Source organism: Streptomyces sp. NPDC048383 (assembly GCF_040651775.1).
Taxonomy (GTDB): Bacteria; Actinomycetota; Actinomycetes; order Streptomycetales; family Streptomycetaceae; genus Streptomyces.
Genome location: NZ_JBEZKS010000003.1, coordinates 35020 through 49975 on the forward strand (window position 1 = coordinate 35020; position 14956 = coordinate 49975).

A 14956-nucleotide genomic window follows, 5' to 3' on the forward strand; every position below is an offset into this window, starting at 1 on the left:
GGTGAATACCCGATAGGCCCCCGCGGCGTTGTACAGCGTAAGCTGGACCAGTTCTCCATCGCGCCAAGAGGGGACGATTCCCCGCAGCCGAAACTCCTCGGGTACCCCGGGTAAACTCCGGCGGCGTGTCCGAAATAGGATGGCTTGGTTCGGCAGTGTAGAACGGGAGATGTGACGGCAATGGCTACGGGAATTCTCCGGCCCCCAGGCACAGTGGCCGTCCCCGCCCCGGGCGGCGGGCGGTGACCCCCGGGCACGGCATCCGGCCCGGCGGCCCCGGAGCCCCCGACGGGACCCTCGACCCCCACGCCCGCGCCACCCTCGACAAGGCCGCGGCCGAAAACTTCCCCGTAGCCCCCGCGTTCCTTCCCCGCGCCTGGCGCGCGGGCCTGATGGCGGTGTACGGGTACGCCCGCCTCGTCGACGACATCGGCGACGGCGACCTCGCCCCCGGCGGCCGCGACGCGGTGCTCCTGGGCCTCGACCCCGCCGCCTCGGACGACCGCACCGCCATGCTCGACGCCCTCGAAGCCGACCTCATGCGGGTCTTCGGCGGTACGGACGGCCCCCCGCGCCACCCCCTGCTGCTGGCCCTCCCGCCCGTCGTCCGCGCCCACGGCCTGACGCCCGAACCCTTCCTCGGGCTCATCGAGGCCAACCGCCAGGACCAGCGGGTCACGCGCTACGAGACGTACGCGGACCTGCTGGCCTACTGCGAACTCTCCGCGAACCCCGTGGGGCGCCTCGTGCTCTCCCTCACCGGAACGAGCACCCCCGAGCGCGTCCGACTCTCCGACGCCGTCTGCACGGGCCTACAGATCGCGGAGCACCTCCAGGACGTCGCCGAGGACCTCGGCCGCGACCGCGTGTACCTCCCCGCCGAGGACATGCGCCGCTTCCACGTCACCGGGACCGACCTCAAGGCGCCGTCCGCCGGCGCGTCCGTCCGCGCCCTGGTCGCCTTCGAGGCCGAACGCGCGCGCCTGCTCCTGGACGAGGGCCTCCCGCTCGTCGGCAGCGTCCACGGCAGGCTCCGGCTGTTGCTCGCGGGCTTCGTGGGAGGGGGGCGCGCCGCCCTCAGGGCGGTCTCGGACGCCGGGTTCGACCCGCTTCCCGGACCGCCCAAGCCCACCCGGAGCGGCCTGCTCCGCGAGGTGGCCGCCGTCCTGCGCACAGCGCCGAGAAAGGGGTGAGCCCGAACGTGGAGGGCCCCACACACGCGTCCGTACCGTCCGTACCGTCCGCACCCGTCATCGCGGCCTACGGCTACTGCGAGGCCGTGACCGGAACGCAGGCACGCAACTTCGCCTACGGCATCAGGCTGCTGCCCACCGACAAGCGGCAGGCGATGTCCGCGCTGTACGCCTTCTCCCGGCGCGTCGACGACATCGGCGACGGCACGCTCCCGCCCGAGGCGAAGCTGACCCGCCTGGAGGAGACCCGCGCGCTCCTCGACCGCATCCGCGCCGAGGAGATCGACGAGGACGACACCGACCCGGTCGCCGTCGCCCTCGCGCACGCCGCACGCCGCTTCCCGATCCCGCTCGGCGGACTCGACGAACTCATCGACGGGGTCCTGATGGACGTCCGCGGCCAGGAGTACGAGACCTGGGACGACCTGAAGGTCTACTGCCGCTGCGTCGCCGGCGCCATCGGCCGGCTCTCCCTCGGCGTGTTCGGCACCGTGCGCGGCACCGGACCCGAGGCGGCCCGGGCCGACGAGTACGCCGACGTCCTCGGCCTCGCCCTGCAACTCACCAACATCCTGCGGGACATCCGCGAGGACGCCGCCAACGGACGCACCTACCTGCCCGCCGAGGACCTCGCCAAGTTCGGCTGCTCCGAAGGCTTCGGCAGTGACCGGGCCCCCGCCGGCTCCGACTTCGCCGGCCTCGTCCACCACGAAGTCCGGCGCGCCCGCGCCCTGTTCGTCGAGGGTTACCGGCTGCTGCCCCTGCTCGACCGGCGCAGTGGCGCCTGCGTGGCCGCCATGGCCGGGATCTACCGCCGTCTGCTCGACCGCATCGAGCGCGAGCCCGAGGCCGTCCTGCGCGGCCGCGTCTCGCTGCCGCCGCACGAGAAGGCGTACGTCGCCGTACGCGGCCTGTCGGGCCTCGACGCGCGCACCATCGCGCGCCAGAGCACGCGGAGGCGGATCTGATGGACCGCACCACGGACCCCGGCGCCGCCGGCGGCCGGGCAACCACCCGGGCCGCCGTCGCGTCTAACCCGTCGGGCTCCGCCGGACCGGACCCCGCGCCGGTGCGCCCGGCAGGGCACTGCGGCGTGGGGGAGGGTTCATGAGCGGCACCGACCGGGGCGACCACGACGACCGCGCCGTCGACGACCGTGCCGTCGTCGTGGGCGGCGGGCTCGCCGGAGTCACCGCCGCACTCCAACTCGCCGACGCCGGACTACGGGTCACCCTGCTCGAAGGGCGTCCGCGCCTCGGCGGCCTCGCCTTCTCCTTCAAGCGCGGGGACCTGACCGTCGACAACGGCCAGCACGTCTACCTGCGTTGCTGCACCGCCTACCGGTGGTTCCTCGATCGCGTCGACGGCGCCGACCTCGCCCCGCTCCAGGACCGGCTCGACGTCCCCGTCCTCGACGTCGCCCACCCGCGCGGCCCCCGTCTCGGCCGACTGCGCCGCAGCGCCCTGCCCGTCCCCCTGCACCTGGCCGGAGCCCTGGCCCGCTACCCGCACCTCTCCCTCGCCGAACGGGCCTCCGTCGGGCGCGCCGCCCTCGCGCTGCGGCGCCTCGACCCCACCGACCCGGCCCTCGACGGGCTCGACTTCGCCACCTGGCTGCGCCGCTACGGCCAGTCCCCGCGCACCATCGAGGCGCTGTGGGACCTCGTCGGCGTCGCCACGCTCAACGCCACCGCCGAACAGTCCTCGCTGGGCCTGGCCGCCATGGTCTTCAAGACCGGCCTGCTCTCCGAGAACGGGGCGGCCGACATCGGCTGGGCCAAGGTTCCGCTCGGCGACCTCCACGACACCCTCGCCCGCAAGGCGCTCGATGGGGCCGGTGTGACGACCGCCCTGCGCACCCGCGTCACGGCCCTCTCCCGCACCGGGGAAGGCGCCTGGCGGGTCGACACCGAGGACGGGGCCCTCGACGCGGGCACCGTCGTCCTCGCCGTCCCCCAGCGCGAGGCGCACGCCCTGCTGCCCGCCGGGGCGCTGCCCGACCCGGACAAGCTCCTGGACATCGGCACCGCGCCCATCCTCAACGTCCACGTCGTCTACGACCGCAAGGTGCTCAAGCGGCCCTTCTTCGCGGCTCTGGGCTCGCCCGTCCAGTGGGTCTTCGACCGCACGGAAGCCTCCGGCATGAGCGACGGCGGCCAGTACCTGGCCCTGTCCCAGTCGGTCGCCCAGGACGACATCGAGGAACCCGTCGCGGTCCTGCGCGCCAAGTACCTGCCCGAGCTGGAACGGTTGCTGCCCGCCGCGCGCGGAGCGAAGGTACGGGACTTCTTCGTCACCCGGGAACGGACCGCGACCTTCGCCCCCACGCCCGGAGTCGGCCGGCTGCGCCCCGGCCCGCGGACCGACACGCCGGGGCTCCACCTCGCCGGAGCGTGGACCGCGACCGGTTGGCCCGCGACCATGGAGGGGGCCGTGCGCAGCGGCCTCGCCGCGGCGCACACCGCACTCGAAGCGCTCGGGCGCCACGGCGAACACCCGCTGCGGGAGGCGGTATGACGACCGGCGCCAGCACCACAGGCACAGCACGAACAGCACGTACAGGAACCAGAGGAGAGCCAGTGAACCCGGGGAACCCGGCTGTCGAGAACACGGCTGCCAGTGTGGGCACGGCCGGAGGGGGCCTGGAGAAGGCGGACACGCTCGCGCTCCTGGAACGCGGCCGCACCCTGTCGACGCCCGTGCTCCGCGCCGCAGTGGACCGGCTCGCGGCGCCCATGGACACCGTCGCCGCCTACCACTTCGGCTGGATCGACGCCGACGGCAACGAGGCGGACGGCGACGGCGGCAAGGCCGTCCGTCCCGCCCTCGCCCTGCTCTCCGCCGAGGCCGCGGGCGCCGCGGCCGAGGTCGGGATCCCGGGCGCCGTCGCCGTCGAACTCGTCCACAACTTCTCGCTGCTGCACGACGACCTCATGGACGGCGACGAGCAGCGACGTCACCGCGACACGGTGTGGAAGGTCCACGGCCCGGCCCTGGCCATCCTCGTCGGCGACGCCCTGTTCGCCCTCGCCAACGAGGTCCTGTTGGAACTGGGCACCGTCGAGGCGGGCCGCGCGGCCCGCCGCCTGACCACCGCCAGCCGCAAGCTGATCGACGGGCAGGCGCAGGACATCTCCTACGAGCACCGCGAGCGCGTCAGCGTCGAGGAGTGCCTGGAGATGGAGGGCAACAAGACCGGCGCCCTCCTCGCCTGCGCGGTCTCCATCGGCGCCGTCCTCGGCGGCGCCGACGACCGCACCGCCGACAAGCTGGAGGAGTACGGCTACCACCTCGGCCTCGCCTTCCAGGCCGTCGACGACCTCCTCGGCATCTGGGGCGACCCGGAGGCGACCGGCAAGCAGACCTGGAGCGACCTGCGCCAGCGCAAGAAGTCCCTGCCCGTCGTCGCCGCCCTCGCGGCCGGCGGACCCGCCTGCGAGGAACTCGGCCGGCTGCTCACCGCCGACGCCAAGAGCAACGACTTCGAGAACTTCTCCGAGGAGGAGTTCGCGGCCCGCGCCGCCCTCATCGAAGCCGCCGGTGGCCGCCAGTGGACCGCCGACGAGGCACGCCGCCAGCACGCGATCGCGATCCGCGCCCTGGACGACGTCGACATGCCGCAGCGGGTGCGCGACCAGCTCGTCGCCCTCGCCGACTTCGTCGTCGTACGCAAGAGGTGATCGCCACCCGACAGCGGATATCGCGCTAGTCGCCGGCCGGCGCCGCACCTGCTGCGCGCACATCGGTCGACGGCAAACCCCAGCACAGCAGAGGACACTGCAGACTGCACGGAGGGGAAGCCATGACAGCGACGACCGACGGCGGCGGCGCGATGGCCGGCGGCGCTGATCCGCGAAACGACGGAGCCGGGGCCCCGGCCGACCCCGCGCGGAGCGCGGCCGGGCCGGCCGGGCCCGGCGCACCGCCGGACCACCGCACTCCCGAACTCCTGCGCGGGGTCCGGGACGCCACCGACCGGGCCACCCGCAACCTGCTGGAACGTCAGGACCCGGCGGGCTGGTGGAAGGGCGACCTGGAGACCAACGTCACCATGGACGCCGAGGACCTGCTGCTGCGGCAGTTCCTCGGCATCCGGGACGAGGCCACCACCCGGGCGGCGGCCCTCTTCATCCGCGGCGAGCAGCGGGACGACGGCACCTGGGCCACGTTCCACGGCGGCCCCCCCGAACTCTCCGCCACCATCGAGGCGTACGTCGCCCTGCGCCTCGCCGGGGACGCGCCCGACGCCCCCCACATGTCGCGCGCCTCGGCCTGGATCCGCGCCCACGGCGGGATCGCCGCCGCCCGGGTCTTCACCCGGATCTGGCTGGCGCTCTTCGGCTGGTGGCAATGGGAGAACCTGCCCGAACTCCCGCCCGAACTGCTGTTCCTGCCCTCCTGGGTGCCGCTCAACATCTACGACTTCGGCTGCTGGGCCCGCCAGACCATCGTCCCGCTCACCGTGGTCTCGGCGCTGCGTCCCGTCCGCCCGGCCCCCTTCGTCCTGGACGAACTCCACGCCGACGCCCGCAACCCCTGCCCCACCGCCCCCACGGCCCCGCTGACCAGCTGGGACGGGATCTTCCAGCGGATGGACAAGGCCCTCCACGTCTACCGCCGGTTCGCCCCGAGGGCCGTGCGCGGGGCCGCGATGGCCAGCGCCGGCCGGTGGATCGTCGAACGGCAGGAGAACGACGGCTGCTGGGGCGGGATCCAACCGCCCGCCGTGTACTCCGTCATCGCCCTGCACCTGCTCGGCTACGACCTCGGCCACCCGGTGATGCGGGCCGGCCTGGAGTCGCTCGACCGGTTCGCCGTATGGCGCGAGGACGGCGCCCGCATGATCGAGGCCTGCCAGTCCCCGGTCTGGGACACCTGCCTGGCCGCCATCGCCCTCGCCGACGCGGGCGTCCCCCCGGACCACCCGGCGCTCGTCAAGGCCGCGGACTGGATGGTCGGCGAGGAGATCCGGCGCCCCGGCGACTGGGCCGTCCGCAGGCCCGGACTGGCCCCCGGCGGTTGGGCGTTCGAGTTCCACAACGACAACTACCCCGACATCGACGACACCGCCGAGGTGGTCCTCGCGCTGCGCCGGATCGACCACCCCAACCCGATGAAGGTCGAGGCCGCCATCGCCCGCGGGGTGTCCTGGAACCTCGGCATGCAGTCGAGGAACGGGGCCTGGGGCGCCTTCGACGCCGACAACACCCGCACCCTCCCCAACCGGCTGCCGTTCTGCGACTTCGGCGAGGTCATCGACCCGCCGTCCGCCGACGTCACCGCCCACGTGGTGGAGATGCTGGCCGTCGAGGGCCGGGCCGGCGACCCCCGCACCCGGCGCGGCATCGCCTGGCTGCTCGCCGAACAGGAGCCGGACGGCGGCTGGTTCGGCCGCTGGGGCACCAACTACGTCTACGGCACCGGCTCGGTCCTGCCCGCCCTCACCGCCGCCGGCATCGCCCCCTCCCACCCCGCCGTCCGACGGGCCGTGCGCTGGCTGGAGTCCGTACAGAACGAGGACGGCGGCTGGGGCGAGGACCAGCGTTCCTACCAGGACCGCTCCTGGGCGGGGAAGGGGGCGTCCACCCCCTCGCAGACCGCCTGGGCGCTGATGGCCCTGCTGTCGGCGGGGGAACGCGACGGCAAGGCCGTCGAACGCGGCCTCGCCCACCTCGTCGACACCCAGCGCCCCGACGGCACCTGGGACGAGCCGTACTTCACGGGCACCGGCTTCCCCTGGGACTTCTCCATCAACTACCACCTGTACCGACAGGTGTTCCCCCTGACCGCCCTCGGCCGCTACCTCCACGGGGAACCCTTCGGGCCCGACGGACGCCGACCCACCGCCGCCCCGGCCCTCGCCGAGGACTCCTGATGACCGGCCCCCGGGCGCAGCCCCCGCCCCCGCCGCTGCTGATCGCCTGCGCGCTGCGCATCGAGCGGATGGCGCTGCGCAGCGCCGGCCGGCCGGCCGGCGGGCCGAGCACGGTGCTGCGTACGGGCATGGGGCCGCGCGCCGCCGAACGGGCCCTCGCCCGTGCGCTGGAGCGGCCGGGGATGGCGGGGGCCGCCGTACTGGCCACCGGGTTCTGCGCCGGGCTGGTTCCCGGCATGCACCCCGGCGACCTGGTCGTCGCCGACGAGACCCGGGACCCGCGCGGGACCGTCCCGTGCACCGGCACCCGACTGCTCGTCGAGGCCCTGGCCCGGGCCCTCCCGGACCGGACCGTGCACACCGGCGCGCTGACCGGGTCCGACCACGTCGTACGCGGCCAGGAGCGGGCCCGGCTGCGCGCCGGCGGCGCCGTGGCGGTCGACATGGAGTCGGCGGCCACCCTGTGGACCGCCACCCGGGGCGCCCCCGACCGGTCGGAGGGGGAACGTCCCGTTGCGGCCGTCCGGGTGATCGTGGACGCTCCTGAGCACGAGCTCGTCCGCATCGGCACCGTCCGCGGTGGAATATCGGCGTTCCGTGTACTGCGTGCCCTACTGCCCGCGTTCCATGAATGGCACCGTTCTTCGCTGCTCCCCAGGAGGTGAGCCAGATGGCCATGCCACTGCGCCAGTCCATCAGGGTCGGGACCTATCTTCTCGAACAGAAGCTCCGCAAGCGGGAGAAGTTCCCGCTGATCGTGGAACTGGAACCGCTCTACGCCTGCAACCTGGCCTGCGAGGGATGCGGAAAGATCCAGCACCCGGCCGGGGTCCTCAAGCAGCGCATGCCGGTGGCCCAGGCCGTCGGCGCCGTGCTGGAGTCCGGTGCGCCGATGGTGTCCATCGCGGGCGGTGAGCCCCTGATGCACCCGCAGATCGACGAGATCGTCCGGCAGCTGGTGGCGAAGCGGAAGTACGTCTTCCTCTGCACCAACGCGATGCTGCTCCGCAAGAAGATCGAAAAATTCACCCCGTCCCCCTATTTCGCCTTCGCCGTCCACATCGACGGGTTGCGCGAACGCCACGACGAATCGGTGGCCAAGGAGGGCGTCTTCGACGAGGCCGTCGCGGCCATCAAGGAGGCGAAGCGGCGCGGTTTCCGGGTGACGACGAACTCCACCTTCTTCAACACCGACACCCCGCAGACCATCATCGAGGTGCTCAACTACCTCAATGACGACCTCCGCGTCGACGAAATGATGATCTCGCCCGCCTACGCCTACGAAAAGGCCCCCGACCAGGAACACTTCCTGGGCGTCGAACAGACCCGCGAACTCTTCAAGAAGGCCTTCGCGGGCGGGAACCGGCGGCGCTGGCGGCTCAACCACTCCCCGCTCTTCCTCGACTTCCTGGAAGGCAAGGCGGATTTCCCCTGCACCGCCTGGGCCATTCCCAATTACTCCCTCTTCGGCTGGCAGCGCCCCTGCTACCTGATGAGCGACGGCTACGTACCCACGTACCGCGAACTCATCGAGGACACCGACTGGAACAAGTACGGCCGCGGCAAGGACCCGCGCTGCGCCAACTGCATGGCGCACTGCGGATACGAACCCACCGCCGTCCTCGCCACCATGGGCTCCCTCAAGGAATCCCTGCGAGCGGCCCGGGAGACCATCGGCAGCAACCGGGCCGGCTCGGCATGACCGCCGGCCAGGAGGGCGGCAAAGGCTTCGACCTCGCCGCCCTGCTCGCCGAGCGCGGGGACGAGCGCTACGAGCTCCACTCCCGCCACCTCAACCACCAGCTGCCCCGCATGCTCCACACCATCGGCTTCGACAAGGTCTACGTACGCGCCGAGGGCGCCCACTTCTGGGACGCCGAGGGCAACGACCACCTCGACATGCTCGCCGGCTTCGGGGTGATGGCCCTGGGCCGACACCACCCCGTCGTCCGCAAGGCGCTGCACGACGTCCTGGACGCCCAGCTCGCCGACCTGACCCGCTTCGACTGCCAGCCGCTGCCGGGACTGCTCGCCGAGAAGCTGCTCTCGTACAGCCCCCACCTGGACCGGGTCTTCTTCGGCAACAGCGGCACCGAGGCGGTCGAGACGGCCCTGAAGTTCGCCCGCTACGCCACCGGCCGGCCCAGGATCCTCTACTGCGACCACGCCTTTCACGGACTCACCACCGGCTCGCTGTCGGTCAACGGTGAAGCCGGCTTCCGGGACGGCTTCGCGCCGCTGCTCCCCGACACCCGGATCGCCCTCGGTGACCTGGACGCCCTGGAACGCGAACTGCGCCGGGGCGACGTCGCCGCCCTGATCGTGGAGCCGATCCAGGGCAAGGGGGTGCTCGCCGCGCCCCCCGGATTCCTGCGCGCGGCCCAGGAGCTCCTGCACCGGCACAAGGCCCTGCTGATCGCCGACGAGGTGCAGACCGGCCTCGGACGCACCGGCGATTTCTACGCGTACCAGCACGAACCCGGCGTCGAGCCGGACCTGGTGTGCGTGGCCAAGGCCCTGTCGGGCGGCTACGTGCCGGTCGGCGCGACCCTGGGCAAGGACTGGATCTTCCAGCGCGTGTACTCGTCCATGGACCGGGTGCTGGTCCACTCGGCGAGCTTCGGCTCCAACGCGCAGGCGATGGCCGCCGGCCTGGCGGTGCTGAGCGTCATGGAGGACGAGGAGGTCACGGCCAACGCCCGCGCCGTGGGCGACCTGCTGCGCGGCCGACTCGCCGCGCTCGTGGACGAGTACGAGCTGCTGCACGAGGTGCGGGGGCGCGGGCTGATGATCGGCATCGAGTTCGGCCGGCCGTCCTCGCTGGGCCTGCGCAGCCGCTGGGCGATGCTCCAGGCCGCCCGCAAGGGGCTGTTCGCCCAGATGGTCGTGGTGCCGCTGCTGCGCAAGCACCGGATCCTCACCCAGGTGTCCGGGGACCACCTGGAGGTCATCAAGCTGATCCCGCCGCTGATCGTGGACGAACACGACGTGGACCGGTTCGTCGGCGCCTTCCGGGAGGTCATGGACGAAGCGCACGGCGGTGGCTCGTTGATGTGGGACTTCGGCCGGACGCTGGTGAAGCAGGCCGTCGGCAACCGCTGACGGCCTGCCGGCCGGGGGAGGCCCGGCTCCTACGGTTCCAGCAGTCTCTCCCGTAGCCGGACCAGGGTCTCGGGCGCGAGCCCGAGGCCTTCGGCGAGGTAGCGGTCCACCCCGCCCCACTCCTCGTCGATCGTCTCGTACGCCGCCCGCAGGTACTCGGCGCGCGCGTCGAAGAGCGGGGCCAGCAGCTCCGCCACCTCGGCCGGGCGGGACTCGACCGCGTCCGCGCCGCGCCGCATCCGGTAGCGGCGGTGCGGGGCGTTCGACTCCAGGTAGTCCGCCGCGATCACGTCCCGTTCGACGCCGAGCGCGAGCAGCGTGACGGCGATCGACAGACCGGCCCGGTCCTTGCCCGCCGCGCAGTGCATCAGCGCCGGCACGCTGTCCTCGGCCAGCGCGTGCACGACCCGGCTGTGTTCGGCGGTCCGGGTGCGGATCATCGTGCGGTACGAGGTGGTCATGCGCTCGGCCGCCCGGCCCTCCCCGAGGAGGGTGCGCAGCTGGGCCAGGTCGCCCTCGCGGACCATCGTCCAGAACTCCTTCCCGGCGGCCGGGTCGGACAGCGGGATGTTCACGTAGCGCACGCCCGGCAGTTCCACGTCCGGCCCTTCCACGGCGTGGTCGGCGCGGTTGCGGAAGTCGAACACCGTGTGCAGACCGAGCGAGGTGAGGAACTGTGTTCCTGTTTCGGTGGCATGCGCCAGATGTCCGCTTCGGAAGAGTCGTCCCGACCTGACCCGTCGTCCGTCGGCGGTCGGCAGACCGCCCACGTCACGGAAATTGCGCACTCCCGTCAGCTCCGGTTCGGGTTCGGGGATCGCCGGAAGGGGTGGCGGTATCTGCTGGGTCACGAGTGGTCCTCCGCATCGTCCTGAGGTGTCCGAATTACGCCGGTTGGGAGCAACTTGCCATGGGGAGAGGCGAGATCGCGCCAGGCTCCGTGAGCCAGATCATACGGTGACCGTGTGTGCCCGATCGCGAAATCCGAATTCCCACGCCAGGGCGGTTGTTGATGGTGCGGAATGGACACAGGGTGACCGGAATTCCCTCACACCCTCATACCTGTGATTGCGTCAGGGAATGTGCGGCTTGTTGCCCGTGGACCCGCTCGATTACCTTCACGACCGATCCGGGTGGACAGCCTAATCCTGCCGCCGCCCGGGAACCGCACCCGACTATCGACGCGCGCGGCAGGAGCGGGGGAACCAGGTAGGCCGCCGGACCGGAACGTTCTCCGGGCCGGCTCGGGGTGAAGCCGTACGCGTCCTCGACGTGCGCGGCCGGACATCTCCAGTCCGAACCCGACAGCTCACCTCGCAGGCGACGGAGAGGAATTCGCCATGCCCGGTAAGGGTAAGCACCGCCGCCCGAAGTCCCGTTCCATATCCCGCGGTCTCACCGCGGCCGGCACCGGCGGCGCCGCGCTCGCGCTGCCGCTGATCGGTGCCACCGGCGCCCACGCAGCCCCCGCGGCCGCCCCGGCCACCGCACCCGCGCAGGCCCGGCAGGCCCCGGCGGCCCCCCAGGCGGCCGCCACGGTGACGCCCACCGCGACGCCGACCGCCGCTGCCGCCGCGGTCTACACCGTCGTCGCCGGCGACCACCTCTCGAAGATCGCCGCCGAGCGCCGGCTCACCGGCGGCTGGGAGCAGCTCTACGCCGACAACCGCGACGCCGTCGGCAGCGACCCCTCGCTGATCCACCCGGGCCTCAAGCTCACCCTCGGCGCTCCGGGTTCGGCCGGGGCCGCCCCCGCACCCGCCGCTCCGGCCCCGGCCAAGAAGCAGTCGGCGCCCTCCGCCTCGACCCCGGACTCCGCCTCCGAGTCGGGCTCCGGCAACCGCTCCGAGCGCTCCTCCAGCCGCCCTGAGGCGTCCGGTGAGCGCTCCTCCGCCCCGAAGGCGGCGCCCAAGAAGGCCGCGCCCGCGCAGAAGCCCGCCGGGTCGGGTCAGGCGGCGCCCTCCACCCCGTCGGCCTCCGGCGGATTCGTGGCCCCGGTCGCGGGCGGCGTCTCCACCGCGTACCGCATGGGCGGCAGCATGTGGTCCTCCGGTTACCACACCGGCGTGGACTTCATGGCCGGCACCGGCACCACCGTCAAGGCCGTCGGCGCGGGCACCGTCGTCTCCGCCGGCTGGGGCGGCTCGTACGGCAACGAGGTCGTCATCAAGCACGCGGACGGCAAGTACTCCCAGTACGCGCACCTCTCCTCGCTGTCCGTCTCGGCCGGCCAGAGCGTCACCGGCGGCCAGCGCGTCGGCCTGTCCGGCGCCACCGGCAACGTGACCGGTCCGCACCTCCACTTCGAGATCCGCACGGGCCCGTCCTACGGCTCGGACATCGACCCGCTGGGCTACCTCCGCTCCAAGGGCGTCAGCCTCTGACGGCACCGTCCGTCGGACACACGCGCGCGTGAGGCCGGGACCCGAGGGGGTCCCGGCCCCACGCGTACTTATTCCTTATCCCCCGCGTGGTACAGATCACGGTCCGTCAACCCCTCATTACGTTGGCGTAGGTTGGTTGCGACGGTGAAGGATGTCGTTTCGTGGCAGCGACGACGACGACACTCAAGACCATCGGCTCGTACGCGGCGATCGGGGACAGCTTCACCGAAGGCGTGGGAGACCCGGGACCCGGGGGTTCCCATCTCGGCTGGGCGGACCGCCTCGCCGTGCTCCTCGCCGATCAGCGCGAAGAACACGACTTCCGGTACGCGAACCTGGCCGTGCGGGGGAAGCTCCTCGACCAGATCGTGGCCGACCAGGTCCCGAGGGCCCGCGCCCTCGCACCGGACCTGGTGACCTTTTGCGCGGGCGGGAACGACATCATCCGTCCCGGCAGCGACCCGGACGACGTGGCGGAGCGGTTCGAGGCGGCCGTCGCCGACCTCACCGAAGCCGTCGGCCTCGTCATGATCACCACCGGCTTCGACACGCGGGGCGTGCCGGTCCTGAGGCACCTGAGGGGCAAGGTCGCCACGTACAGCGCGCACGTCCGCTCCATCGCCGACCGCTACGACTGCCCGGTGCTCGACCTGTGGTCGCTGCGCTCGGTGCAGGACCGGCGGGCCTGGGACGGAGACCGACTGCACCTCTCGCCCGAGGGCCACACCCGCGTCGCGTTGCGCGCCGCACAGGTGCTGGGCTACGGGATCCCGACCGACCCCGACCAGCCGTGGCCGCCGACGCCGCCGCGCGGCTCGGTGGACGTGACCCGCGACAACATCCAGTGGGCGCGCGAACACCTCGTGCCGTGGATCGGGCGCCGGCTGCGGGGCGAGTCCTCCGGCGACCACGTCGCGGCGAAGCGCCCCGACCTGCTGCCCCTGTAGGACGCGCGGGGAACCGGACGCGCCTCGATTCCGTCCGGCGGGTTCCCGCCGGGCGGAATCCTCACGGGCCGGTACGCGTTGGGACGGTCGTGCATGTACTACCGTGCCACCTCGAACCGCACCCTCTTGAGGAGGCGCCTTGACCGGCTCCCTTCCCCTGCGTCCCAGGCTGCGCGCCCTGCGCGCCGAAGCCTTCGGGGCGGACGCCTCCGGCGCCCGGCTGGAGCGGATCCGACGCTCGCCGAACTTCGCCGACGGCGCCTTCCAGAACCCGGTGAAGGGCAGGACCAGGCCCTCCGGGTCGATGGCCGAGTTCGCCCGGGTCTACTTCCACAAGGAACAACGGATCCGGCGCAGCCCCGCCGCGCCGATCCCGGTCTACCCGACCACCCTGGCCGAACTGGCGAAAGCCCCGGTCAGCGGCCTGCGGGTGACCTGGATGGGCCATTCCAGCGTGCTCGTGGAGATCGACGGCCGCCGAGTCCTCTTCGACCCCGTGTGGGGACAGCGCTGCTCTCCCTACTCCTTCGCCGGGCCCAAGCGCCTGCACCCGGTCCCGGTGCCGCTGGCCTCCCTGGGCGAGGTCGACGTCGTGGTGATCTCCCACGACCACTACGACCACCTCGACCTGCCCACGATCAAGGCGCTGGCCGGCACGAACACCGTCTTCGCCGTCCCGCTGGGCGTCGGCGCGCACCTGGAACGCTGGGGCGTACCGGCCGGCCGGCTGCGGGAGCTCGACTGGAACGAGGCCACCGAGGTCGCGGGGCTGACCCTCACCGCCACCCCGGCACAGCACTTCTGCGGGCGCGGCCTGCGCAACCAGCAGACCACCCTGTGGGCCTCCTGGGTCGTCGCCGGCGAGGAGCACCGGGTGTTTCACAGCGGTGATACGGGATATTTCCCGGGCTTCAAGGACATCGGCGCCGCGCACGGACCCTTCGACGCCACGATGATCCAGATCGGCGCCTACTCGGAGTACTGGCCGAAGGACCACGAGGACCGCACCCCGGACCCCGGCCCGTGGCCCGACATCCACATGACCCCGGACGAGGGCATCCGAGCCCAGCTCGACCTCCAGGGCGGCGCCGCGCACGGTGTGCTCCTGCCCATCCACTGGGGCACGTTCAACCTCGCCCCGCACCCGTGGTCCGACCCGGCCGAGCGCACCATGATCGCCGCCCGCAACGTGGGGCAGGCCGTGGCCGTGCCCAAGCCGGGCGAGCCCTTCGAGCCCGCCGGCAAGGTCCCCGTCGACCCGTGGTGGCGGCCCATCGCGGCCCCCGGATTCGCGTGGGAGCGCTGGGTGAACTACCGCGAAGAGCCGGTCGGGCCCGGCGAGCGCGGGACGGTCGAACCCGACGCGGGGCTCGACCTGGTCGGGGAGGCCTGACCGGGCTGCTCGGGCTGCTCGGGCAGCCGGCGGTCCCGGGGCTCGGCTACGTGCGGGGGTTC

At 72.7% G+C, this 14956-nt stretch carries 12 protein-coding genes and 1 riboswitch; of the genes, 11 read left to right on the plus strand and 1 reads right to left on the minus strand.

Going from position 1 to position 14956, the window contains the following annotated elements:
• Nucleotides 1–260: 260 nt before the first annotated feature.
• The 8 genes from hpnC to AB0D46_RS04115 all read left to right on the plus strand — a co-directional run bounded on the left by hpnC (nt 261) and on the right by AB0D46_RS04115 (nt 10170).
• Nucleotides 261–1193, plus strand: a complete 933-nt coding sequence (gene hpnC / locus AB0D46_RS04080; protein ID WP_362875837.1) for a squalene synthase HpnC — start codon at nt 261–263, stop codon at nt 1191–1193.
• Between the two features lie 8 nt (nt 1194–1201).
• Nucleotides 1202–2161, plus strand: coding sequence for a presqualene diphosphate synthase HpnD (gene hpnD, locus AB0D46_RS04085; protein ID WP_362875704.1), 960 nt, complete (start codon nt 1202–1204; stop codon nt 2159–2161).
• Between the two features lie 139 nt (nt 2162–2300).
• Nucleotides 2301–3710 (plus strand): hydroxysqualene dehydroxylase HpnE, encoded by a 1410-nt coding sequence (hpnE, locus tag AB0D46_RS04090; RefSeq protein ID WP_362875705.1) that lies wholly within the window; start codon nt 2301–2303, stop codon nt 3708–3710.
• Nucleotides 3707–4873: a polyprenyl synthetase family protein gene (locus tag AB0D46_RS04095; protein WP_362875706.1), complete on the plus strand. Its 1167-nt coding sequence runs from the start codon at nt 3707–3709 to the stop codon at nt 4871–4873. The genes hpnE and AB0D46_RS04095 overlap by 4 nt, the downstream gene beginning before the upstream one ends.
• 122 nt (nt 4874–4995) lie before the next feature.
• Nucleotides 4996–7068 (plus strand): squalene--hopene cyclase, encoded by a 2073-nt coding sequence (gene shc, locus AB0D46_RS04100; RefSeq protein WP_362875707.1) that lies wholly within the window; start codon nt 4996–4998, stop codon nt 7066–7068.
• Nucleotides 7068–7733, plus strand: coding sequence for a 1-hydroxy-2-methyl-2-butenyl 4-diphosphate reductase (locus tag AB0D46_RS04105; RefSeq protein ID WP_362875708.1), 666 nt, complete (start codon nt 7068–7070; stop codon nt 7731–7733). The genes shc and AB0D46_RS04105 overlap by 1 nt, the downstream gene beginning before the upstream one ends.
• A 5-nt stretch (nt 7734–7738) precedes the next feature.
• Nucleotides 7739–8770, plus strand: coding sequence for an adenosyl-hopene transferase HpnH (gene hpnH, locus AB0D46_RS04110; protein WP_362875709.1), 1032 nt, complete (start codon nt 7739–7741; stop codon nt 8768–8770).
• A complete protein-coding gene (locus AB0D46_RS04115) occupies nt 8767–10170 on the plus strand; it encodes an aspartate aminotransferase family protein (RefSeq protein ID WP_362875710.1) in 1404 nt (467 codons plus the stop codon). The genes hpnH and AB0D46_RS04115 overlap by 4 nt, the downstream gene beginning before the upstream one ends.
• A gap of 29 nt (nt 10171–10199) precedes the next feature.
• Here AB0D46_RS04115 and AB0D46_RS04120 read toward each other — a convergent pair whose 3' ends face one another.
• Entirely contained in the window at nt 10200–11021 is an 822-nt protein-coding gene (locus tag AB0D46_RS04120; RefSeq protein WP_362875711.1) for a tyrosine-protein phosphatase, read from the minus strand.
• A 318-nt stretch (nt 11022–11339) separates the two neighbouring features.
• Nucleotides 11340–11506, plus strand: a riboswitch (cyclic di-AMP (ydaO/yuaA leader).
• A gap of 4 nt (nt 11507–11510) precedes the next feature.
• Here AB0D46_RS04120 and AB0D46_RS04125 point away from each other — a divergent pair.
• From AB0D46_RS04125 to AB0D46_RS04135, 3 genes are all read left to right on the plus strand, one after another.
• Nucleotides 11511–12554 (plus strand): LysM peptidoglycan-binding domain-containing M23 family metallopeptidase, encoded by a 1044-nt coding sequence (locus AB0D46_RS04125; protein WP_362875712.1) that lies wholly within the window; start codon nt 11511–11513, stop codon nt 12552–12554.
• Nucleotides 12555–12715: 161 nt separating this feature from the next.
• Complete coding sequence (locus AB0D46_RS04130) at nt 12716–13501, plus strand: SGNH/GDSL hydrolase family protein (RefSeq protein WP_362875713.1); 786 nt, start codon at nt 12716–12718, stop codon at nt 13499–13501.
• Between the two features lie 139 nt (nt 13502–13640).
• On the plus strand, nt 13641–14894 hold the full coding sequence (locus AB0D46_RS04135; RefSeq protein ID WP_362875714.1) for an MBL fold metallo-hydrolase: 1254 nt from the start codon (nt 13641–13643) through the stop codon (nt 14892–14894).
• The last annotated feature ends 62 nt before the right edge of the window (nt 14895–14956 follow it).

Coding starts and splice junctions, on each gene's coding strand:
- hpnE (WP_362875705.1), top strand. CDS start 2,301: ATGAGCGGCACCGACCGGGGCGACCACGACGACCGCGCCGTCGACGAC.
- AB0D46_RS04095 (WP_362875706.1), top strand. CDS start 3,707: ATGACGACCGGCGCCAGCACCACAGGCACAGCACGAACAGCACGTACA.
- shc (WP_362875707.1), top strand. CDS start 4,996: ATGACAGCGACGACCGACGGCGGCGGCGCGATGGCCGGCGGCGCTGAT.
- AB0D46_RS04105 (WP_362875708.1), top strand. CDS start 7,068: ATGACCGGCCCCCGGGCGCAGCCCCCGCCCCCGCCGCTGCTGATCGCC.
- hpnH (WP_362875709.1), top strand. CDS start 7,739: ATGGCCATGCCACTGCGCCAGTCCATCAGGGTCGGGACCTATCTTCTC.
- AB0D46_RS04115 (WP_362875710.1), top strand. CDS start 8,767: ATGACCGCCGGCCAGGAGGGCGGCAAAGGCTTCGACCTCGCCGCCCTG.
- AB0D46_RS04125 (WP_362875712.1), top strand. CDS start 11,511: ATGCCCGGTAAGGGTAAGCACCGCCGCCCGAAGTCCCGTTCCATATCC.